Origin of the sequence: Sphaerisporangium rufum, from assembly GCF_016863395.1 — a bacterium.
GTDB lineage: Bacteria > Actinomycetota > Actinomycetes > Streptosporangiales > Streptosporangiaceae > Sphaerisporangium > Sphaerisporangium rufum.
The window spans coordinates 132,790-153,085 of record NZ_BOOU01000054.1 but is presented as its reverse complement, the minus strand read 5'-3'; the positions used below and the strand labels follow the sequence as shown (position 1 = coordinate 153,085).

General features: G+C 62.8%; 14 protein-coding genes and 3 pseudogenes. 6 read left to right on the top strand and 11 right to left on the bottom strand.

The window, feature by feature from the left end:
- Nucleotide 1: 1 nt before the first annotated feature.
- From Sru01_RS20360 to Sru01_RS20350, 3 genes are read right to left on the bottom strand one after another with little or no spacing between them, the layout of a single operon-like run.
- On the bottom strand, nucleotides 2–2,914 hold the full coding sequence (locus Sru01_RS20360; RefSeq protein WP_203988841.1) for a DUF1156 domain-containing protein: 2,913 nt from the start codon (nucleotides 2,912–2,914) through the stop codon (nucleotides 2–4).
- A gap of 11 nt (nucleotides 2,915–2,925) precedes the next feature.
- Nucleotides 2,926–3,405 carry a DUF7680 family protein gene (locus Sru01_RS20355; RefSeq protein ID WP_203988839.1) on the bottom strand — a complete coding sequence of 160 codons (480 nt, stop codon included), beginning with the start codon at nucleotides 3,403–3,405 and terminating at the stop codon, nucleotides 2,926–2,928.
- Nucleotides 3,402–6,692, bottom strand: a complete 3,291-nt coding sequence (locus Sru01_RS20350; RefSeq protein WP_507763319.1) for an ATP-binding protein — start codon at nucleotides 6,690–6,692, stop codon at nucleotides 3,402–3,404. Before Sru01_RS20350 ends, Sru01_RS20355 begins: the two co-directional genes overlap by 4 nt.
- 793 nt (nucleotides 6,693–7,485) lie before the next feature.
- Here Sru01_RS20350 and Sru01_RS20345 point away from each other — a divergent pair.
- Nucleotides 7,486–8,255, top strand: a pseudogene (locus Sru01_RS20345) (IS256 family transposase); the annotation flags it as partial.
- 12 nt (nucleotides 8,256–8,267) lie between these two features.
- Here the strand turns inward: Sru01_RS20345 and Sru01_RS20340 are convergent.
- Nucleotides 8,268–10,355 (bottom strand): ISAzo13 family transposase, encoded by a 2,088-nt coding sequence (locus tag Sru01_RS20340; RefSeq protein ID WP_203988835.1) that lies wholly within the window; start codon nucleotides 10,353–10,355, stop codon nucleotides 8,268–8,270.
- Between the two features lie 47 nt (nucleotides 10,356–10,402).
- Between Sru01_RS20340 and Sru01_RS20335 the strand changes: the two are divergent.
- From Sru01_RS20335 to Sru01_RS20325, 3 genes and pseudogenes are all read left to right on the top strand, one after another.
- Nucleotides 10,403–10,879 (top strand): annotated as a pseudogene (locus Sru01_RS20335) (transposase); the annotation flags it as partial.
- A gap of 353 nt (nucleotides 10,880–11,232) precedes the next feature.
- On the top strand, nucleotides 11,233–11,997 hold the full coding sequence (locus tag Sru01_RS20330) for a transposase family protein (RefSeq protein ID WP_203988928.1): 765 nt from the start codon (nucleotides 11,233–11,235) through the stop codon (nucleotides 11,995–11,997).
- 97 nt (nucleotides 11,998–12,094) lie between these two features.
- Complete coding sequence (locus tag Sru01_RS20325; protein ID WP_203988833.1) at nucleotides 12,095–12,877, top strand: hypothetical protein; 783 nt, start codon at nucleotides 12,095–12,097, stop codon at nucleotides 12,875–12,877.
- A gap of 150 nt (nucleotides 12,878–13,027) precedes the next feature.
- Here the strand turns inward: Sru01_RS20325 and Sru01_RS20320 are convergent, their stop codons facing one another.
- From Sru01_RS20320 to Sru01_RS20300, 5 genes and pseudogenes are all read right to left on the bottom strand, one after another.
- Nucleotides 13,028–13,693, bottom strand: coding sequence for an HAD family hydrolase (locus tag Sru01_RS20320; RefSeq protein WP_203988831.1), 666 nt, complete (start codon nucleotides 13,691–13,693; stop codon nucleotides 13,028–13,030).
- Nucleotides 13,694–13,818: 125 nt separating this feature from the next.
- Nucleotides 13,819–14,712 (bottom strand): annotated as a pseudogene (locus tag Sru01_RS20315) (SRA domain-containing endonuclease); the annotation flags it as partial.
- Between the two features lie 311 nt (nucleotides 14,713–15,023).
- Complete coding sequence (locus Sru01_RS20310; RefSeq protein WP_203988827.1) at nucleotides 15,024–15,635, bottom strand: HEPN domain-containing protein; 612 nt, start codon at nucleotides 15,633–15,635, stop codon at nucleotides 15,024–15,026.
- A gap of 9 nt (nucleotides 15,636–15,644) precedes the next feature.
- Nucleotides 15,645–16,877 carry a DUF262 domain-containing protein gene (locus Sru01_RS20305; RefSeq protein WP_203988825.1) on the bottom strand — a complete coding sequence of 411 codons (1,233 nt, stop codon included), beginning with the start codon at nucleotides 16,875–16,877 and terminating at the stop codon, nucleotides 15,645–15,647.
- 574 nt (nucleotides 16,878–17,451) lie between these two features.
- A complete protein-coding gene (locus Sru01_RS20300; RefSeq protein ID WP_203988824.1) occupies nucleotides 17,452–17,760 on the bottom strand; it encodes a GntR family transcriptional regulator in 309 nt (102 codons plus the stop codon).
- Nucleotides 17,761–17,955: 195 nt separating this feature from the next.
- Between Sru01_RS20300 and Sru01_RS20295 the strand changes: the two genes are divergently transcribed.
- Nucleotides 17,956–18,690: an SAM-dependent methyltransferase gene (locus tag Sru01_RS20295; RefSeq protein WP_239137591.1), complete on the top strand. Its 735-nt coding sequence runs from the start codon at nucleotides 17,956–17,958 to the stop codon at nucleotides 18,688–18,690.
- On the top strand, nucleotides 18,687–19,019 hold the full coding sequence (locus Sru01_RS20290) for a hypothetical protein (RefSeq protein ID WP_203988822.1): 333 nt from the start codon (nucleotides 18,687–18,689) through the stop codon (nucleotides 19,017–19,019). Before Sru01_RS20295 ends, Sru01_RS20290 begins: the two co-directional genes overlap by 4 nt.
- Before the next feature lie 162 nt (nucleotides 19,020–19,181).
- On the opposite strand, the gene Sru01_RS20285 is transcribed toward Sru01_RS20290, so the two are convergent.
- A complete protein-coding gene (locus Sru01_RS20285) occupies nucleotides 19,182–19,799 on the bottom strand; it encodes a guanylate kinase (protein ID WP_203988821.1) in 618 nt (205 codons plus the stop codon).
- Nucleotides 19,796–20,251 carry a P-loop nucleotide/nucleoside kinase family protein gene (locus Sru01_RS20280; RefSeq protein ID WP_203988820.1) on the bottom strand — a complete coding sequence of 152 codons (456 nt, stop codon included), beginning with the start codon at nucleotides 20,249–20,251 and terminating at the stop codon, nucleotides 19,796–19,798. Before Sru01_RS20280 ends, Sru01_RS20285 begins: the two co-directional genes overlap by 4 nt.
- Nucleotides 20,252–20,296: the final 45 nt, after the last annotated feature.

The following is a 20,296-nucleotide window of genomic DNA, read 5'->3' as shown; positions in this document are numbered from 1 at the left end:
CTCACTCCATCTCGAAGAGCGCCTCAGGCTTGTCCTCGACCAGCGTGGCTACGTCGGTGGCCTCCGGCAGGGGCACGTCGGGGAAGTAGAGTGTGCACAGGGTGTCGAGGTTCCCTGCCTCGGGGACGACCCACTCTCCCTTAGCCTTGGCGCGCGGCATCGCGTTGACTAGACCTCGCAGGGTCGAGATGAAGCCAGCGTCGTTGGTGTAGCCGTGCTTGTCGAGGAATCGCTTCGCCGCCGGCATGCCATCGTGCTCAGCGATGTACAGGGCCGTGTCGACCGCGTCGATGATGTAGTCGAACGAGGCAGCCTCGGGGCGTACGCCGGGGGCGTGGGAGTCGCTACCGCGCCGCACCCGCTCACTCGGGGTGAGCAGGATGACCTTGCCTGAGGACTTGGAGACCACCTTGGCCCGCTCGAGATCGTCAACGTCGAGCCCACCGACGGCGAGCGCCAAGAGGCGGGCAGTGTCGAAGGGGAACTCGCGGGCAGCGAAGGTGTCCCAGGCCAGCAGCACGAAATCGGTGAGGGTGTCGACCTTCGCCGCTTTCCCGACCAGTCGTGAGCGGCGTAGTTCCACGATCTCTTCGCGTGCCAGGGCGAGGGCTTCCTCAGGGCGCAGCAGCTCGTCGCGACCATCCTCGTCGGGGGTCGAGGAGTAGACCGGCCAGCTCTGCGAGATCACTGACAGGGTGGGGCCGTACGTCGAGAGCAGCAGGTCAACGCCCTCAATTCCGTCGTGTTGGAAACGCATCGCGGCGTCGCGGGCCGCGCGGCGAACGTCCTGCTCGATGTCATCCAGATAGACCTTCGCGACACCCTCTCGATCTTCCCGCTTGCGGCACACCAGCATGATCGTCGACTGGGCTGAGTTGAGAGCTCTGATGTTGAGCCCAACCGCAGTCTCGGTGTTGACCGGCCACGAGGTCTCGATTGTGAATCCTGCCTGTAGAAGGCCCATGCCAAGGGTGTCCCACGCGTTTGCCTTCTTGTGCGTGAACATCACCGAGAGCACACCGTCACTGGCGAGGACTCTGCGGCACTCGGCGAAGATACTGGTCATCTTCGTCTCGTAGTCGAGGTCAGCGAGCTCTTGGCGACGCTTGCCCATCGTCAGAAAACGGGCGATGTTAGCGACGGCCTCGTTGTCCTTATCGGTAAGGTCGTCGTGGAAATAGTCGGGAACCAGCCGGCCGAGAGTACGCCTTTCCCATACGTAGAAGTAGTCGGCCAGTTCCGCGTACATCACGTTGTCGTAGTACGGCGGGTCCATGCACACATGGGTTACGACACCGTCGGGAAGGGCTAGACTTGCACCACTTCCCTGAAGGATGGTCACCTGTCGCGGCAATCGATTATTGACGTCCGCGAGCGAGACACCGGTCTCATCGAGCAGGCGTGCGATTCCACCATAAGCGTCGGTGAGCTGGTTGAGACACCACGAGAAAAGCGCCCGAGCACCCTCGAACTCGGCGAAGGTCCACTTGAATGAGAAATCATGGCGGTCGAAGACGCTGCGCATCTTCTGACGTGAGACGTCCCAAGACGACATGCGCGAGTTCCAGTTCAGAGCCTTGCCCTGCATCAAAGCCAACTGGAACAAGACGTCGGTGGCATCCTCACCGAGTGCCTCGCGGACCTCGGCTTCGAGGCTGGCAAACTCCTCGACGAAGACCCCCTGGACGAGTGCCTGCCGCCGAGTGAACATGTCGGTCCAGTAGGTGAAGCCGTAGGGCCGGATCTCGTGCTTGGGGATCAAGTCAGGGATCGCTTCGCTCGGCAGGATGCCGGTGGCGATCCAGAGGTCCTTAACCTCGGCGTACTTGGCTTCGGCGGCGGCGATGGCGTCGAGGTCTATCTGGTTGGGGGCACGGAAGGTGCGTTCGCCGGACGGCTTGCGGATGGCGACGGCGTAAAGGACCTGCTTCATCTGGCCAACCTGTGCGGCCTTCTTAATACAGTCGCCGTCGATGACGAGGTTGTCGTATGGCGAAATAGCCTTGCCACGGGCGGTAGTGCCAGTGGAAGCGTCGGTCTTGTCGACGTCCCTGCCAAGGACGACCTCGAAGATCGGTTCGGGGAGCGCTACGCCGTCGTACTCGGTAAGCATCCGAACGGCGGCTTCCTTGCCTGTGGTCTTGCGGAGCCACTTATCGGGCAGGAGTGGCACGGAACGGCCCGTACGGGGGCAAGGGATGGCGTTGGCCCAGATGTAGGCGATAACGCTCTCGCCACCCTGGAGTGGGAAGTACTCCTTGAGTCGGCTCTCGACGCGCTTGACAAGGACCTGCCCCCACTTTTCCAGTTCTGGAACCAGGTCGAGCCCCTTGGTCGCGGGAATCTCGACCCCAGCCTTAAGCACGCTAGCGGCGACGCCGTTGAGGTCGTTGGCGACCACCGGGAGCCCAAGGCGGGACGCCGCCCAAGGAATGCTGCCGCCACCGGCCGTCGGGTCGGCCAGCATCGGGAGTTTGCCCCAGGTATGGATGAGCACCGCATGGAGCAGGTCGATGTCCTTGCGCGGGATCGGGTTGCGAAAGGCCTGCTTGTAGCCGTAGCCGTTACCCTCGAGCTTCACGCCGGCGGCGTTGGCAGCGTCGATGACCTTCCGCCCGTACACCGGGTCGCCCCAGATACCGACAAGGTGAAGCAGCCAGCGGCGGTAGGCAGCCTCGTTCTGGAGTTCAGCAGCGTCTGGGAACGTCTCGGCGAGCTCGTCGGACCAGGCTGGTAGGACGCCAGCGAGGGCGACGGCGGCGGAGGCGACGAGGGGGCGGCGGGCCCACCAGATGTGAAGGAAGGAAAGCGGTGGAAGGGCGGAGGCGGCGCCGCGCTCGCGGCGGGACTCGATGCCGAGTTCAGCGACAGGGAGCCAGTCCTCTATGAGGACGCGTGGCTTAGTGCTGCTCAAAGATAGCTCTTTCAGGCGTCGGAGAGGAGGGTGCGGAGGGCCTTGCGGGCGCGATTGGCGTCGATGCCAATGCACTTGGAGTACCAGTAGTAGGTCTCCTCGATGCTCATGGCGTTGATGCCAGTGACGAGTGCACGGACGCGCTCGTGCTTGGCAATGGGCTGGGTGGCCATCAGGATCAGGGCCAGGCGCACGCCGTCGGGTTCGGCTAGCCGAATGGGTGCTTTGCGGGTGAAGGTCAGCACGCTGGGTTGGTGGCCCGATCGCCTCATAGCTGCAAAGAGGGCATCGATGACGCGGCTCGTCTGCTGCGGGGTGAGGGTGACGACGGCCGTGGCAAGGACGGAGCCGGCCTCCCCGTAGGTCTCCTCGATAGTCAGGCCGTAGGTCTCGCCACGGTCGGGGTGCACGATGAGACGGAAATCACGGACGCCCGTGACGGCAGCGAGCCGTCGGCTCGGGACAGTCGCCACGCGCTGGGAGGCGGTCACTTGGTCACCTCTGCAGTCATGCTGGTGCTCTTTATACCGAGCTTTTTGATGACGTCATGGATCTGTGCGAACTGCGGGTCGTTGACGTCGAGTGCCGGGTCAAATCGGAAGGTGAGGGTGAGGTCGCCGACCACCTTCGTGGCGGCGGTGAGCGCTTTCTTGGCGTGGCCATAGGCCACCTGGAAGTCGGCGCGCTCAGCGGTGCCCTGGAACTGGATGCCGCCTCCGGTGAGACCCTTGTACTCTGCGCGGATAGTGGAGCGGACCGCGATGGTCTGCTTCTGTAGCATGCCGAGCGAGGCAACAGCGAGGTCGATGTCGCTCGTGCCAGACGCAGTATCCGCGCTGACCTTCACAGTAAGAGTCTTGATGGCGCGGATCGCATAGTCGGAGACGGCGTCAAGCAGGGTCTGCATGGCCGCGCCGCCGGGGCCGTTCGCGGTGAAGGTCTTGGAGGTGGCGATGCGAGTGGGAACCTCGACACCTATCTCGTCGGCGGCCTCCCGGCTGAGGATGTGGAGGGTGTCGAGGCCCTTGTCCTTGATCGCCGAGGGAGAGAGCGCCCGGACACCGGCGGCAGGCGCGGTGTCGGTGACAACAAACCAGCTGTACTCGCTGGACTGGACTGCGGTGGCTAGCAGGTCGAGCACGTCGGTCTTGGAGGGCTCGCCGCCGCAGACGGCCTCAAGGCGGGTGCGGACGTCAGCGCCGGTGAGCTGGTCGCTGGTGAGCACCGAACGGAGGTCAGTTTGGGTGGGTTTTCGGACCAGCAGGCCGCGCTTCTGTGCCTCGGCCATAGTCATGACCTCGGCGTCGGCGCTGAAGGCGATCGACATACCAGCCTGGTTGTTGGCCGTGTAGGCCTTGCCGCTGGCCGAGTCGTAGTAGACCCAGTGGTCGTGGTTAACGCCGTTGACAATCGCGTCACGCAGCAGGGAAGTATTGCGAACGATGGAGGCCTTGTGGTCGGACCAGAAGTAGTCGGCGATCGCCGCCGTGCTCGTGGCCTCCTTGTTGGCCCAGGTGCGGTTGCGCAGGAAGGAGGCGGTGAACGGGCTGGTACGGATCTTGTCCTCGTCGGTCAGCAGGGTGATGACTGCAGAGGTGGCGTTCTTCGGGTCGCCCTGAGACTGGGCGGGAAGCTCCCGGTGGCGCAGGTAGCCGGTGGCCCTCTCGTCGGCTGGGTAGTAGATGTGCTTGAAGCACCGAGTGACCGCGATGCGGGCCTGGAGACGGGCCTCCTTGTCGTAGGCCTCGACCTTCTTGCGAACCTCCTCGCTGAACTGACCCAGCCGGTGAGTATCGGCGGCGAGGTTGTTGGAGGCGATCAGGGCACGTGCACGGTCCTTGAGCAGGTGGACCTGCTCGGCGTCGGCCAGGGCGAAAACCAGAGAGTTGCGGTATTTGCGCGGCGTACCGACCGAGCCGACCTTGTCGAGCATCTCTATGATTTGTGCCGGTGGTTGGTCGGCGTGGGCCGGGTCGACGGTAACGACATCGTGGTCGAGTACGACCACACGCAGCGCGTCCTTGTCCGCAATCTCAGCAGGGCCTGATGGGAAATGGATCGCGGTGACGCCGCCGTCGTTGGCGAACGCCTTCTGAATCAGGCTATCGACTTCCGCGGCCACCGCGGTGTTAGCGACGTTTCGCTTCTCCGTCTCGATGATGGCGTTGACGTTGGGCTCGATGTTGAAGCGCCAGCGAGCACCGTCGTACGACAGGTGCCAGAAAACCTTCTCCGACTCGGTCAGCGCCTTCTCGAAGATGGTGGCGTCCTCGCCGGGACGCAGGGTACCGACCACCCAATCGTTGCGGCCTGCTCCCGCAGTGGACACCATCTCCAGGGAGTGGGTGAATACGGTGCGGGCTACGCGGGTGGCGTAGGCAGGCTTGCCGGGGAAGACGTCGGTGTCGACGACAGCGGCGTGGGATGCCTTGGAAGCGAAGTCGCCCTTGGCTACGCTCGCGTACTCGGCGCGGCCGAGGCCGTCGGTGAGGTGGTTGAGGACCGGCTCGTTGGAATAGTCGATGTCGCCGACGTTGATGATCGCCGTGTTGTCGTTGGTGGCGTAGATGTTGGCCACGACCTCGGCCAGGAGCTTCAGGGCGCCGCGGGCGCGCTGGAACTCGGTTATGTTGCCCAGGCGCTTGTCGAGGACGCGGACCAGCTCGGGGTGAAACGGATAGCTCTTGGTGACCAAATCGCCATAGGAAACCGGGTGCTCGGCGCCGCCGGCGAGCTGCTCGGCCCTGGCGAGCTTCTCGTACAAGTCCCGGTAAGCGTCCCCGGCTGCCTTGGCGGCCTCCTCGTCGACGGAAACGAAGATGCGCTTCTTGAGGATTTCGCCGATCTCGTTGTCATCGGCCGGCTTGATCACCGCGCTCGGCTGCACCGCGCGGGTCAGCACGTCGCCGATCTCCCGGGCGGCCTTAACTGAGGCGGTGTTCGCGGCGTCGGTTTTCTCCTTCTCTTCACCGGTTAACTCGCTGATCTCGGTGGTCTCCGCACCGAACGCGTTGGTGGTCGCGGCCAGGGTGATGATGACCGAGACCTTGTTGGTCGGATCGGAGGCGACTTCGAAGAGATTGCCGAGGAAGACCGGTATCGCGCCGGCCATGCGTCGTATGTCCTCGCTCCCGGAGGAGGCCACCGCGCGCAGATACTTGGCTATCTCGTCGATGATCACGACTGTCGGTTTGCCACGGAAGGCGGCCCTGATCGTGGCGGTGCCCGGAGCGGTGCGTTGGGTGTCGTTCGCCTCCATCGCTGCGAACGCGTCATCGCCGATCTGGGCAGCCATCTCACCCCACATCGTGTAAGTGCGATGGCCGTTGGTCTCGATACCCGCGGTGGGGTCGAGCGCGTCGCCGACCAGGGCCGCTACTTGGACGGGGCCTTCGGGAAGCAGACTCAGGTCGAGGAACTCAGTGATGTTGGATGGCCGGGCACCCTTGGCGAGGTGGTAGACGGCGGTCAGACCGTGGGTCTTACCGCCACCGAACGAGGTCGTCGGGCGAAGTACGCCGTTTTCCCCCGCGACACCCTTCACTCCGCTCAGGCGACCGAAAGTCTTGGTGAGCAACGTCTTCAGACCGCTCGTGGGGTAGGTCTGCGCGAAGAATGCTTCCGCATCGCCGTACACCGGATAATGCTCCGCGTCGCGGACCACCTTGTCCAGCTGAGCTGCGAAGTGGTTGTCTGCCAACCCGCCTTCGAGGACGTCGTCCCGAGGATGACATACCTCCCGGAGCGGTACCAGATGTGCCACAAGCTTCCACCCCATCGTTACTGATGTGCTCAAGAGGTCCAGGAGGTGAGATTTTCATCAAAGCTCCCGATCCTTGACATGAGATCAGAGGGTGTTCGCACGTGGTAAACCGATGATCAATTTGCGTCTAAGTCGTTATCTGGCACGTCACCCCCTGGGCGAAGTACGAGGCCTGCGGAGCGTCTGAGGCGTAAGTAGTCCCTGATCCTGGCCATGAAACCTGGGTCGCTTGCCGTGCTCGGATGGGCATCGTGCAAGGCCCGTCCCTTCAGATACGCCCGGATCGTCGCCGGCACCGCCCCAGATGCCGCGCGATCACCGAGAGGACCAGCCACCTTTGCGCGAAGCCTGAGCTTCCCAACGTCCCCTTGCGTAGTATCTCGATGGCTTCGAGTGCGTCAGTGACTACATGGTCGGCCAGGTGGTCGACACTGAGTGAGGTGCCCCGGTCGACCCAAATCGCCGAAGAGGACTTCCTTGCTTTCCGGTGGACCTGCTACAAGCAGCACCGCTTCAGGAGGACAGTGCCTCTCACCGCCCGATGCCTGTTGACCTGGGAAAACCATCTATGACTGCGTTTCACTACTTGATCATTACGCGCACACTCCGCGTTTCGCCCTAGCGCTTCAGAGGCACCGAAGGTGTAGAAAGATCTCCGAGGAGTGGCGCGATGGCGCGGGCCGGGCAGGTGACGTCCCCTCGGGTGGTGTAACTCCAGGCTGCTGACGCAAGCCCCGGACATGGGGCGAGCCATCGTGTGACGGTCAGCGAGTTCCCGACCAAAGGTTCTCGCGGAGGACACCACACGATGGCTCTGGATCAGTCTGCCCTGCTCGACCTGTTGGAGTCTTTGAAAGCCGCCGACGCCGACGACGTCATCCGTCACGCTCTGCAAGCAGTTCTGCAGGCGTTGATCGAGGCGGAGGCGACTGCGGTAATCGGCGCCGCCCCGCACCAGCGCACCGAAGGACGCACCACCCACCGCAACGGATACCGGGACCGGCTGCTGACCACCGCGGCCGGGGACCTGGAGCTGAAGATTCCGAAACTGCGGTCGGGGTCGTTTTTCCCCTCGCTGCTGGAACGCCGCCGCCGTATCGACCAGGCCCTGTTCGCGGTGGTGATGGAGGCCTACCTGCACGGGGTGTCCACCCGCAGTGTCGACGACCTGGTCAAAGCCCTCGGCGCCGAGTCTGGCATCTCCAAAAGGAGGTCTCCCGCATCTGCGCCGACCTCGATGGCGAAGTCGCAGCGTTCCGCGACCGCCCCCTTGGCCACACAACCTTTCCCTACGTGTTCTTGGACGCGACCTACTGCAAGGCCCGGGTGAGTCACCGGGTCGTCTCCCAAGCCGTCGTCATCGCCACCGGCGTCTCGGCCGATGGCCGCCGGGAGATCCTCGGCTTCGCCGTCGGAGACTCAGAAGACGGCGCATTCTGGACCGCGTTCCTACGCTCCCTCAAAGCCCGCGGCCTGACCGGAGTGCAGTTGGCCATCTCCGACGCCCACGCCGGCCTGGTCAGCGCCCTGCGGGCGGTCTTCCTCGGCGCAGCCTGGCAACGGTGTCGGGTTCACTGGAGCTGCGCGTAATTAACGTGGTGGGTTTCCCTGTTGGGGAACGGAGGCCAAAAGGGCATCGACAGTTCGGTGTTTCCTCGGGGCTGGTTTGAGGTGGAATCCGTCTTCTTCCAGGAGCAGGCGCACGTCGAGAAGAGCGTTGCCGATGGTGCGGCGGCTCACTTGGAACAGCTCGGCCAACACCTCGCCGGTGCAGACCCGGCGGTGGAAGAGCACGGCGGCCAGCACGCGCTCCGCGTCGCCGATCTTCTGAGGAAAGATGCCGCCGCGGGTGCCCAGCTGGCGGGCGCCGCCTCGTTGTTGGTGACGGCGCCGTTCCACTCGGGCGGCCTGCCGGAGTGCGAGGCGGTCAACGAGTACGGCGAGATCGGTGCGGCTCATGCCGGTCAGGGCAGGGTCGGACAGGGTCTCGGGCAGCAGTTCGCGGCTGCGGGATGCCAGATCCCCGGTGCGCAGATAGGCCAGTAGCTCGTCGGGGGTGCTGAAGAGCAGGGTGGTCGGTTCGATGCTGACCTTGTTCTCCCGCAGCAGCACGCGGGTGTCAGTGATGACTTGGCTCATGGTGCGGTCGTTGATCTCCAACATTTCGCGCAGGACCCGCTGCGAGCACACGCGCCGCTGGTAGAGCAGGGTGACGAGGATGCGATCGCGGCCGTTGAGCAGGGGCTTCTTGCCGTGTGTTCCGGGGCGCTGACGACGTGGTCCACCGCGCGCTTCGTATCGCTGCTGTTCCCATTGGGCCCGCTGGGCCGTGGCCAGCTTTTCGGCCAGGGCATCGAGATCGCCGCTGGTCATGCCGGTCAGCCGCGGGTCGTCCAGCAGTTCCAGCACCGTGGCTCGTTCCGCTGTCGTGAAAGGGACTGGCGCGGCTGTCTGGTCGGTCGGCGCCGGGCGGAGGGTGTAGTTCCAGGTACCACGCACGGGGTGGAGTTCGATTGGCAGGGCCTGCATCCGTGCCTTGCTGATCGCCACGCCGAGCGGATAGGCGTTGAGGTCAAGTTCGGCGTGAATGCGCAGTCCAGTGCGGGTGGTGGTCGACGCGATCGTGTTGACGACGACTTCGTGGCTGGTCAGCGGCCTGCCTCGCCAGTTCATCGTGATCTGAGAGAACAGCCGGTGCTCGATTTTGTTCCACTTCGAAGTGCCGGGAGGGAAGTGGCAGACCGTGATGGCCAGTTGTGTCTCGGCGGCCAGCGCTGCGAGTTCGGCTTTCCAGGCCCGGTAGCGGTAGCTGTTGGAGCCGCCCGCGTCCGCGGTGACCAGCAGCCGGGTCGCGGCCGGATAGTCCAGCCGGCCCCGGGCCTGCCACCAGCGGCGGATCGTGGCGACCGCGAAGGCGGAGGTGTCGTGATCGACGCCGACGCTCACCCAGCCGACATCGGCCGTCAGGTCGTAGACACCGTAGGGGATGGCGGTCTCACCCTTGGGACCGGTGAAGAAGCTGTGGTCCTCAACCTCGATCGGCTCACCCTTGGGGCGCCACTCCCGTCCGGCGTTCGGCAGCCGGCCAAGCATCTCCTTCTTCTTCGCGTCGACGCTGATCACCGGCTCGCCGGCCGCCTGGAACTGTTTGACCTGCTCGTTGATGTAGCGGAACTGGGCGTCCCGGTCCGGATGCTGCTTGCCTTCCAGGGTCTTGGCGGTTCCCTGCAGGCTGAATCCGCTCGCTCGCAGCAGCTTGCCCACGGAACCCGGAGATACCGGATGGCCTTGACGGGCCAGCTCGGCGGCCAGCTTGCGCAGCGACTTTGTGGTCCAGCGCAGCGGCGACATGGGATCACCTCGTTCGTCCGGCTCGACCAGAGCCATCAGCGCCGCCAGCAGCTGCGGATCACGCTCCGTCAGACGCTTACGGCCACCTCCCTGTCTGCGGACACGTCCCCTGCCCAGAGGCGCAGAGCCTGTGTCCAGCTCGAGCAGGCCCCGGCGGACGGTGGTCTCGCTCGCTCCCGCAGCCCGCGCGACGGCGCGGACGCCGCCATGGCCGAGCAGTCCCGCCTCCGTCGCCAGCATCAGCCGCCGCTGCCGCTCGTTGAGATGCGGCAGCAACACGCCGAAACGCACGGCAAGTTGCTGCCGTACCCCCTCCTTGATCCCCATGCCGGATCAACGATCTACCCCGACGAAAGCGACCCCTTGTTTCTGTACGGGCCCACTTCATGCGGAACGTTTTGGCTCGCGTTCCGAAGGGGTCAGCCGAGATGGTCGCCGCCGCGATCCGGACCGTCTTCGCCCAACCGAACGCCGCCACGGTCCGCTCCCAGCTGGCCGCTATCGCTGCCATGCTCGGCCGCCAATTCCCTCCGGTGGAACAGATGCTGCTGGACGCGGCCGACGACGTCACCGCCTTCGCCGACTTCCCCTACCAGCACTGGAAGAAGGTCTGGTCGACCAATCCACTGAAGCGGCTCAACCGCGAGATCAAACGCCGGTCCGACGTCGTTGGCGTCTTCCCCAGCCCCGACGCCCTGGCCCGCCTGGCCGGCGCCGTCCTCGCCGAACACCACGACGAATGGCAAGTCAGCGACCGCCGCTACCTCTCAGAAGGATCCATGGCCCAACTCGCGGCCCCGCCCGAGAATCTAGCCGAACCCCTGGCGGCCACCGCCCTGGCCGCGTCATAGTCACAACGACCCTGCTCGCCGACCACACATGATCAGCTGCGAGTTACACCACCCGGCGGGACATCACCGGCGGGGGCATGGCCATCGCCGGATCGTGGCAGTGCAACAAAGCAACCTTGAGTCCGCGCGTGGCGGACATCTGCTCGTCGTCGGGCTACGCCGACGCGGTGACGAGCATGCCAGCCAGGGTCTCCAAGTGCGCTGGCAAGGCAGACCGCAATCCATGAGCCTTTTTCATCCCGACGTCGCAGGTCAGGAGCCTCGGATAGCGTCCGGTACCTGATCGACAAATAGAGAAGCCCCTGGTAGAAGGGTTGTCGACCAAGATCAACCTATACACCAGAGGCTTCAAGTTGCTGTTGTACCGTGCCGCGCTGCCGTTGTCACATCAGACGCTGTCCTACCTGTCCGGCCTCATCCGCCGCCACCGCAAGACCATCGGTTCGACCTGGCGCCGCCTCAACCCCGGCCGGCAGGCGCTGCTCGTGCTGGTCCACCTGCGCAAAGGGGAAACCCTCAGCGAGGCGGCGGCCGGGTTCGGCGTGGGAACAGCCACCGCCTGGCGCTACATCCACGAGGCTGTCACCCTGCTGGCCCGGCGGGCACCAAGCCTGGACCAGGCATTACGGACCGCCAGACGCGCCGGCTACGCCTTCGTGGTACTCGACGGAACGCTCATCCCGATTGACCGGGTGGCCGCCGACCGGCCGTACTACTCCGGCAAGAACCGGATGCACGGGATGAACATCCAGGTCATCAGCGCTCCCGACGGCACACCGTTATGGACTTCCGGTTCGCTGCCCGGATCGGTACACGATCTGACAGCGGCCCGCATCTGGGGCATCATCCGCCGACTGCAGGCCGCCGGCTTGATCACCCTCGCCGATAAGGCCTACGTCGGCGCAGGTCAGCGCGTCCTGGTGCCGTACAAGGGACGAGGCAAACCGGCCTCCCAGAAGAACGCCAACTCCGCTCACGCCAAGCTCCGCGGACCCGGCGAGCGGGCGAATGCGCAGGTGAAGAGCTGGCGAATCCTGCGAAAGCTACGCTGCTGCCCCCTTCGCGCAGGTCAGCTCGTCAAAGCCATCCTCGTCCTTCAACTACGCGAAGCAGGATGAAAAACGCTCCATGTGTCTGCCACGTCACTGCTTCGTTGATATCCACCAGTGTCCAGAGGCGATGTTAGCCATAGCGCTAGACAGCTATCATTCGGTCATGACCTGGGACGAGAACCAGCATCGAGTGAGTGGTGCGTTTGAGGAGTGGAGAACGTCGACTCAAGATATACGGGCATTCGAATATCTGAGCCTGAAGTGGGCCGAAGAGGGCTTCGGTAAATTAGAGAAGGAGGCTTCGCGTATCGCAGACCAGGAGAATCGCCCTCCGTCGGCCCTTTTCGGAGATCTAGACGTATTCTTCGAAAAGTACGATGAATTGAGTGGAGGCTTGTGGTCTACAGATTATGCCTGGATGATTGAAGCGGCTGCCATCAAAGATATGGTGACTGCTTTCGAGGTGTATGCCGAGAAATCGCTTGATGAAGCTCTTAAACCGTTTAAAATACAGGTGCCTCGCTCGGGAAGATTGCAATCGCCGGGCTGGCGGGAGTTGGTCCGGCTTCATCGACTCATTGGCAATGACCTAAACACCCCTGGCATCAATCGCAGCCGGAATATACGGCATATTCTAACCCATCAACGCGGCGAGTTGCGAACGGTCGAGCTCCGCGCCCAATTCAGCCAGGCAGATCCAGAGCCGCCGAGCGACCTAGATGCTGAGGACTATGGCATGTGGATCGCCACTAACCCTATCCAGTCAACTATCGATCTATCCTCGCATGTAGTCAACGGCATCTCCGACGAGCTAGCCCGGGTGGTCCGAAAAATGGACCCGCGGATATGGGCACTGTCGTGGGGGCGCAACATTCCTGGCGTGGAGGTTGATGTAGGAGAGATTCATAAGGAAATCGAGCGCCAGTGGATCCGCATGCGCAGATAACTAAAGAAGCACTTGGGGGGCAGATTCCAATAGGAGTACTTCGGGAATCGGTCATTTATAATCGGGTGGAGTTACCTCCCTGCGCCATTATTATTAAGAGACTGAGGTCAGAGGTATTTCCGGCCGGAGTGCCCGTGAAGATGGACGCTACTATTGCGAGCTATCCCCCTTCTTCCTATGTAGAATCTCCATGGCTTGGAGTACGTCCTTAACCACGTGGTCGGCCTGATGGTCACCCCCGGGCCAGAGGCCTCGGTCAATCCAGATGGTCCTGAGGCCCGCTGCGCGTCCGCCGGCGATGTCGGCCGTGAGATTATCCCCGACCATCCACCCGCCACCGGCGAGAGTCGTGCCGCAGCGCTGGGCCGCGATCTGAAACAGGGCAGCATTGGGCTTGCGCACTCCTTCGATTCCCGACAGCGCGTAGGCGTCTACGGCCTCGGCCAACCCGGTCTGCTGGATCTTCCCCAGTTGGTTGTCCGCCGTCCCGTTGGTCACGATCGCCACGCGCCACCCAGATTTCCGAAGCTCTGCTAGGCCTTCCAAAACTTCGGGTCGACAGCGCACCAGCTGCGGCATACGCCTTCGGTACTGGCGCCATAGTTCCCAGGCTGGGTGAGGTAGCGTGTAGCGCTCACGTACCTTGGCAAAGAAGAGTTCACGATGCGGAAATCCGGCCCGATCGAGAGCGACCAACCAGTCAATCGTTTCGGAGCCTAGGCGATGCTCACCGGCGAACTCTTCGGCCCACCTTCGAAACGCTTCGTCTAGGTCCACAAGAGTGTTATCTAGGTCGAAGAGCGCAATGGGCTGCATAGAACGATCTTACGGGACTGCGCAGCCAAGCTGCTAACCCTCGCCTCGCAGCGCTGCGCCGCCAGCTCGACTGCTCTTATGGCTAGCTTGCAGCAATGCGGTCAGCCTTAAGGCTTCATCTCAGGCTAGAGCGGGACGTCAATGAAGGTCGCTCCGTCCCAGTAGGCCAAGCTGATTTGTAGTTCAGCAAGCAACGCCCGAAGGTCCTCATGAGGCTCACCGGGGAGGAGGACCGCAAGCCCCGGGTAGCGCGGCTCGACATGCCGACGGTAATCCAAAAGCTGTCCGATAGCCATTCTCACGGCTTCGCGAGTGCAGGTACCTTTCAACTCGTACAGGACATGGCCTTGGGCATCGTACAGGTCGGTGAGGAGGGTGCCGGTGAGCCCCTTGACGGTGATCTGAAACCGCTTAAGATCCCGACCTTGGGCCTTCATAAAGGACTGGAACTGATCAGCGAGCTTGGCTTCACGCCGCTCGGCGGTCGTCTTTGGTGCCGCAGATCGCAAACTCTTCGTCTTTTTGTTCGTCTCTGGTTCTACAATTGCGCTGGTAGTGACGCTTGACGGAACTACAATGGCGCTGGTGGAAGTAGCTGGGGGGATGACGTCGTCTTCGACGTGCTGATACTCGCTGCCAAGGGGCCGCAAGCGAAACACGATTACGCGCCGCATCACGTGATTGCTGTTCGGCGCCTGGCGCATAACGTACGGCTGGATCTGGTCAAGCGCGAAGCGTCCCACGTAGCGGTGACGCTTGGTACCCGTTCCGGGTACGACACCGACGGCTTTGAAGACCTGCAGATCTCTTCCGTCATCGACATGATGCAAGGTCGCACGGTTCCCGGTGCCATGCCGGCCCTCGAAGGTTTGGTCGCCTTCACCGTGCCCGGTGTACTCGAACACTCGGCCGTGCTCGTCTACTTCGGCCAGCCAACCGTCGTAGTATCCGCGAAGTTCCCCTACCTTCGGGTCGGAGTAGAGCAGCACGTTGGGCGTTGTCCTAGAAGGGCAGATCCCCCTTGCGCGCTTCCGCCGAAAATGGGAGCAAGCTGCTCACGTGTCCGAATTTGTCCCGGCTCGAGCTGAATCATGACTCAAGCTTAGAGAAGCCCACCGACAACGGCAGCCACAAAGCCCACCTTCACATCAGAGCAGACGAGCACCTTCGACGTGGTACCCGACAGACAGTTACCGCCCTGGGAGCTTCAGCTGTAGACAGGAGCGTGCCGCTCGTGGGGCCGAATCCACCGGACCACCATGTTAGACAGCAATCTCTCACTCACTCCGAAGTCAGTTCAAACGTCAAATAATCTGATATCTGTACTGCATCATGAGTTTGTCGCCGCACGATCGAGTGCTGCATCGAGATCTTTGAGAAGATAAAGTATTGCCTGAATCTTGTTCCATTCCTCGATTGGCTCAGTCATTGATTTGGCCCGGTTTATCAGACGGTGCGCCGCCTTATTGCGCTCATTGCTAAGATCCTTCAACATGGCGCATAAAACTCCGTCGATGTCTGTTTCGGGTAAGCCGAGTGGTATAACTAGCGCGCGAAGATCCTTGTCGTCCATTCCGTGCGTCTTGTTGACGGTGTTCTCATATGCCGCATGTACCGCGTTTAGGAAGTCGGCGGCCTTTGGAACCTCCGCTGCATTTAGCGGGATTACTCCTTTGTCCCTTTTGATCAAATACCAAAGTGTGAGCGAATGACCGGTGCGCGTAGGTTGCCCTTTAGGTAGTCGATTGAGCCCATGCCGAGCAGCAGCCTTGCAGCGATCCTCAACGTATTGCTCGACTGCAGCACTAGCAAGGAGGCGGAACGAAAGTGCCATTCGATGTTCTTGGCGACTATATTTGTCGTAGTCCTTGCCGGTGACAATCAGGTCAGCCTTAAGCTCATCCAGCATCTGCCCGAGCCACCCTAGCTCTTTCGACGTCATGGGTGGCTGTTATTTCCGAGCTTCTAGGAGCTGAGACGCCCTACCGATGACGGGAAGCTGAACTCCAGTTATCTCTTGGACTTTCGTGCCGTAGCGGATGATGCGTCCGGCAACTGCGACTTCCGTCTTAGTCGTGGACTTAATGCTGTCTTGGAAAACTGGGTCGTTGCTACAAAGTTCTTCAAATGCTTGTCGGAGTTTTGTGGCGTTTTGGCTCACCAATTCCTGTGTCAGGATTGATTCCGCGAAGACTGCGCACATGAGGTCGTATACAGCGACATTGAACCGCGAGATGTAACCAGCTGTCGCGTCATATCGAAAGAATGCTTGCTTTGGGCCGAAGGCAGTCAAGGTCTTATTGATGGCTGCATCGCACGCAGCGGCCATGGCCTGGAATTGATCTCCCCTGAGCTGCCATTCTCTATTTCCCGACTCGCAAGCATCATCGAGAAATTCGCGAAGGTTTCCTGCATACTCTTCGAGTCGATCAAAGAAGGCGATAGTGCGGAGTAGCATCTCGGCGTCACGCATTCGGAAATCGGGTGCCTTAAGTCGGCGAGCCTTCCTAATGGCCTCACTCTCGATAGATCGCTGATTAATCCAGACGGTGAATTCGCCGGGAAATAGTGCTTGGCGCAACTCTTGTGGAGAGAGTGGGACGCTGTATTGATTGAGGCGAACAAATACCTGATAGAGGACTGCAGGTTTACTCCAGTTGCGAACTACTATTGTTCTGACCGGTTGGCTTAGGAGGTTATCGGCCCACTCCCGCTGATCGGGATCGGCTTGGATTTTGGCGAAGGTTTTGCCTTTCAGGTCTTCGAGGAATTGGAGTTTACCCAATCGTAGAGGTTTGAAATGTTCGTCGGGATCGGCGAATTGCTTCATGGTTACCAAACGTTGCTTGCCATCTAGAACAATGAATCTCCCCTTCTGTTTGTCTTCGGCAAGAACGATTTGAGGCACCGGAAGCCCTAGCATCAGAGATTCTATGTAGAGACTTTTGCGTGGCCCATTCCAGGCGTCTCGGCGTTGGAAGGCTGGGTTTATGTCGAAATTATTTCCTATTCGCTCCAAAAGCGAGTGGACGCTCCAGTCAAGAGTGTATGTGACCACTCCCGAGACGTCTTCTGCTGTCAGCTCGTCATATTCGCCCTCCTCCTCTATCTCATCTTCAGAAGCTGGATTCCAGAAATCACCTTGGAGGGAGAACTCGGTGTCCTCTCCGTTATATTCAGTCATTCTCGCGGATTCCTTAAAAACTGAGGGGATCTAGATACTCTCAAGGCTAGGCTTGACGCCGCGGCGGATCAACCAGGATGGCAAGTCTAAGGCGCTGGCCAACCTCCGTGCCCACTAATCGGAGCGGTGCCGTCCGACCGAGGTCCTGCCCCTCGCCGAGGCGGCTCACTGTCTCTCGGAGCTGGCTACCGCCCACTTAGACCGCTACTACGTCTACCTTGCCCGATCCTTACCTCTTCTGGCGATTGGAAGAATTGGCCGGCACCTAGCCACGTTGCTCGATGGCAAGGCGCGACGAAGGAGGGCCGCGGCAGCCGATCACCCCGACCACGTGTGCCGAGAATCGAAGTCAGTGATCGTCACGACCTTAACTGCCTACTGCTGTCGACTGCTCGGGCGCGCGGGGCGGTGCGTGCCCGGACCGGCCGAAGAGCCGCAGCCGGGCACGCAGACTGGCCAGCGCGCCCGGCGGGCCGCGCAGCGGGCCGCCTTTAAGGACGTGGAGAAAGTCCTCATCGAGGGTGATTGGCGGCCTGGTCCTGGGGCGCTTTGGCCGTCTGGGCTGGCCGGTGGTTCACTGGGCTTGTGGTGAGGGCTCGTCGTCCTCGTCCGGATCGTCTTGCCTGGTGATGTGCTCGGGCGGCTGGCCGGTTGCCGGGTCGGCGGCGAAGGTGCCGATGTTCTTGACCGTATAGATGAGGCCCTCGTCCAAGAGTGCATTGATCACCTTGCGGGCTGTCCGGCGGGCGATGCCGAACTCTTCGGCCATGCGAGGTTCGCCGGGGACGGGGTGGCCCGGCTTGTAGACGCCGGCTTTGATGCGGCGGCGCATCTCGGCGAGTACCTGCTCTGACTTGGGCTGATCAGGCCGGAAGTCGATCACATCTCTGACGATAGGAAGCGAACGGTAGGCCCAGGTCACGGGGCGTTACGGGGCGTACCGATCGGCAGGGGTAGGCAAGAGTAGGCAGGTCTGCTTATGATGCCCCGCATGGATGCACCGGAGCGGGACCCCGGGCAGGGGTCCCAGAGTGTTGTTCCGGGCCACCTGGATCTGAGTACGCCCAGTGTGGCGCGGATGTACGACTACTACCTCGGCGGCAAGGACAATCTTCCGGTCGATCGTGAGTGTGCCGAGGAGGTGATCCGCAAGACGCCGCATGTGCGGCTGATGGCGAGGTCGAACCGGGACTTCCTGGGGCGTGCGGTGCGGTTCCTGGCCGGCGAGTGCGGGATCACTCAGTTCCTCGACATCGAAACCGGCCTGCCGACGCAGAGCAACGTTCACCAGGTGGCGCAAGAGATCAATCCGCGGGCGCGTGTGGTGTACGTCGACAATGACCCGCTCGTGCTCGCCCATGCCCGCGCGCTGCTGGCCGACAACCCCAACACCCACGCCATGGCCGGTGACCTTCGAGAGCCGTTGCACATCCTGGGTGATCCGCACGTGCGGGGGGTGCTCATCTTCGGGGAGCCGGTGGCGGTGCTGCTGTGCGCCGTCCTCCACTTCATCCGCGACAGCGAAGACCCCTACGGCATCGTTGACACCTTCATCCGGGCGATGGCGCCTGGCTCGTATCTGTTGGTCTCGCATGCCGAGCAGCGCCGGGCATTGATGCCGGCGAGGGCGGCCTACGATCGGGCGAACGCTCCGGCAGTGCTGCGGACCCTGGTGGAGATCGCGAGCTTCTTCTACGGCCTGCGCCTGGTCGAGCCGGGCGTGGTCTACGTGCCGTTGTGGCGGCCGGACGGCCCGGTGTACACCGACGACCTGCGGGTGCCGGTGCTCGGCGGAATTGGGCGCAAGCCATGATCCCCGGGCTCGCGCCACCTCGGCATCCCGCCATCCGGGCCGCCTACCGGCTGCGGGATGCGCTGGATCGACATGGGATCGCGGCCGACGTCAACGAGGGAGCCGGCCTTGCGCTGGTGTCGGTCTGGTACGACCTGGTGGTCTGGGCCGGTCCCTGCTACCTGTGGTGGGCCGGCGGCGTGTCCCCGGTGACCGGGCGCTTCACCTACCGCTACAGCCCCGCCGATGACCCGGTGACCGCGGCTCGCCGGGTCGCGGATCGGTACCACGAGCTACGCCGGACACGTTCGCCGGACGCGCCTTCCTGGATCGCAGGCCATCCGCTGTGATCGTCGCGCTCGGCGAACGAACCCCTGCGGGTGGGCACGGTCGGCCGCGGCAAGCTGACTGTGCCCACCTGCGGGTGTGCTGGACCTTCGTGTGGCCCTATGGCGGCGTCATGCCGAGTGGGGCCATCTGTGAGGACTGCGGGACGTGGTGGCGGCTGGACCTCATCCCGCCGGCGGTGCTGCTACGTCTTCCCGGTGGGGTGGCGCCGAGTGAAGGGGGCGGCGAGTGAGGGCGTCGTACGCTTCGGCGATCTCGGCGGCGGCCTGGTCGGGGCCGATGCGGTCGGTGTGGAGGCGTAGGTGAAAGAAGCCGTCGTCGGCGTTGGCCTGCAGATCGGTCAATGTCTCATCCCATGCGGTCAAGCGCTGGGCGGTGTCGACGTCCCCGCGGCCCTGGGACCGCTGCCGGCAAACCTGGCGCGGTACCCACAGCAGTACGCGCAACCAGGGGTCCCGGCCGACGAGGGTGCGCAGGTCGGGGATGTTGCCGATGTGGGCAACAGGGATGAGTCCGGTGCCGGTCATGGCCTCGATCTCGGCGCGGTCGATGGCGTAGGTATTGCCGTACCGGTGGGTCTCGGCGACCGTGCGCCCGGACTGGCGCAGCTCGTCCAAGCGGGCCGCGGTGACCAGGTGGTACTCGTCGGCCCGGCCGGTGCCGACCTTCAGTTTGCGCAGCAGGCGAAACCGGGAGTCGAGCCGGTGAAGGGCGCTGGTGGTGGTGCTCTTACCGCTGGCGGGCGGGCCGTAGAGCACGACCCCGGTGGGCGGCGTGGTCACGTGAGGATGCGCTTAAGGGCGTCGCGGGTCTGGTCGGCAAGGCTGATCGCCGCCCCTAGCCGGTTGTCCACCGTCAGGTGTGCGGTCGCCGGCGGGTTGTCGACGTCCAGACCGGCCACGTACTCGTCCCAGTTCGCCAGCTTCCAAGCATCACGGGCGGCGGCGCGGAACTCGATGTACTCGCGCATGGACTCGGGATCACAGCGCACCCAGATCGCCGCGACGTCGATGCCCTTGGCGGCGCACCGGTTCTCCAACCGGGTGAACCATGCCTCATCGCGCAGTTCGGTGATAAACGGGGCCGACAGGATCGCCGAGGTGCCGACGTTGAGGTTGTCCCACGCGGTTTCCATCAGGCACCGGTACTCCAGCGGGCGCACCTCTTTCATGTACAGCTCGGTGTGCCGGTCGTTGGCGTCGCTCCCAAGGGAGATCAGCAGCCGCTCGACCATGGACGGGTCCGTCCAGTCAACGGCTCTGGCCCACTTTCGGTGGTG

Coding starts and splice junctions, on each gene's coding strand:
- Sru01_RS20305 (WP_203988825.1), bottom strand. CDS start 16,877: ATGACTGAATATAACGGAGAGGACACCGAGTTCTCCCTCCAAGGTGAT.
- Sru01_RS20295 (WP_239137591.1), top strand. CDS start 17,956: ATGTACGACTACTACCTCGGCGGCAAGGACAATCTTCCGGTCGATCGT.
- Sru01_RS20280 (WP_203988820.1), bottom strand. CDS start 20,251: ATGGTCGAGCGGCTGCTGATCTCCCTTGGGAGCGACGCCAACGACCGG.
- Sru01_RS20320 (WP_203988831.1), bottom strand. CDS start 13,693: ATGCAGCCCATTGCGCTCTTCGACCTAGATAACACTCTTGTGGACCTA.
- Sru01_RS20310 (WP_203988827.1), bottom strand. CDS start 15,635: ATGACGTCGAAAGAGCTAGGGTGGCTCGGGCAGATGCTGGATGAGCTT.
- Sru01_RS20340 (WP_203988835.1), bottom strand. CDS start 10,355: ATGGGGATCAAGGAGGGGGTACGGCAGCAACTTGCCGTGCGTTTCGGC.
- Sru01_RS20290 (WP_203988822.1), top strand. CDS start 18,687: ATGATCCCCGGGCTCGCGCCACCTCGGCATCCCGCCATCCGGGCCGCC.
- Sru01_RS20350 (WP_507763319.1), bottom strand. CDS start 6,692: ATGGGGTGGAAGCTTGTGGCACATCTGGTACCGCTCCGGGAGGTATGT.
- Sru01_RS20325 (WP_203988833.1), top strand. CDS start 12,095: ATGACCTGGGACGAGAACCAGCATCGAGTGAGTGGTGCGTTTGAGGAG.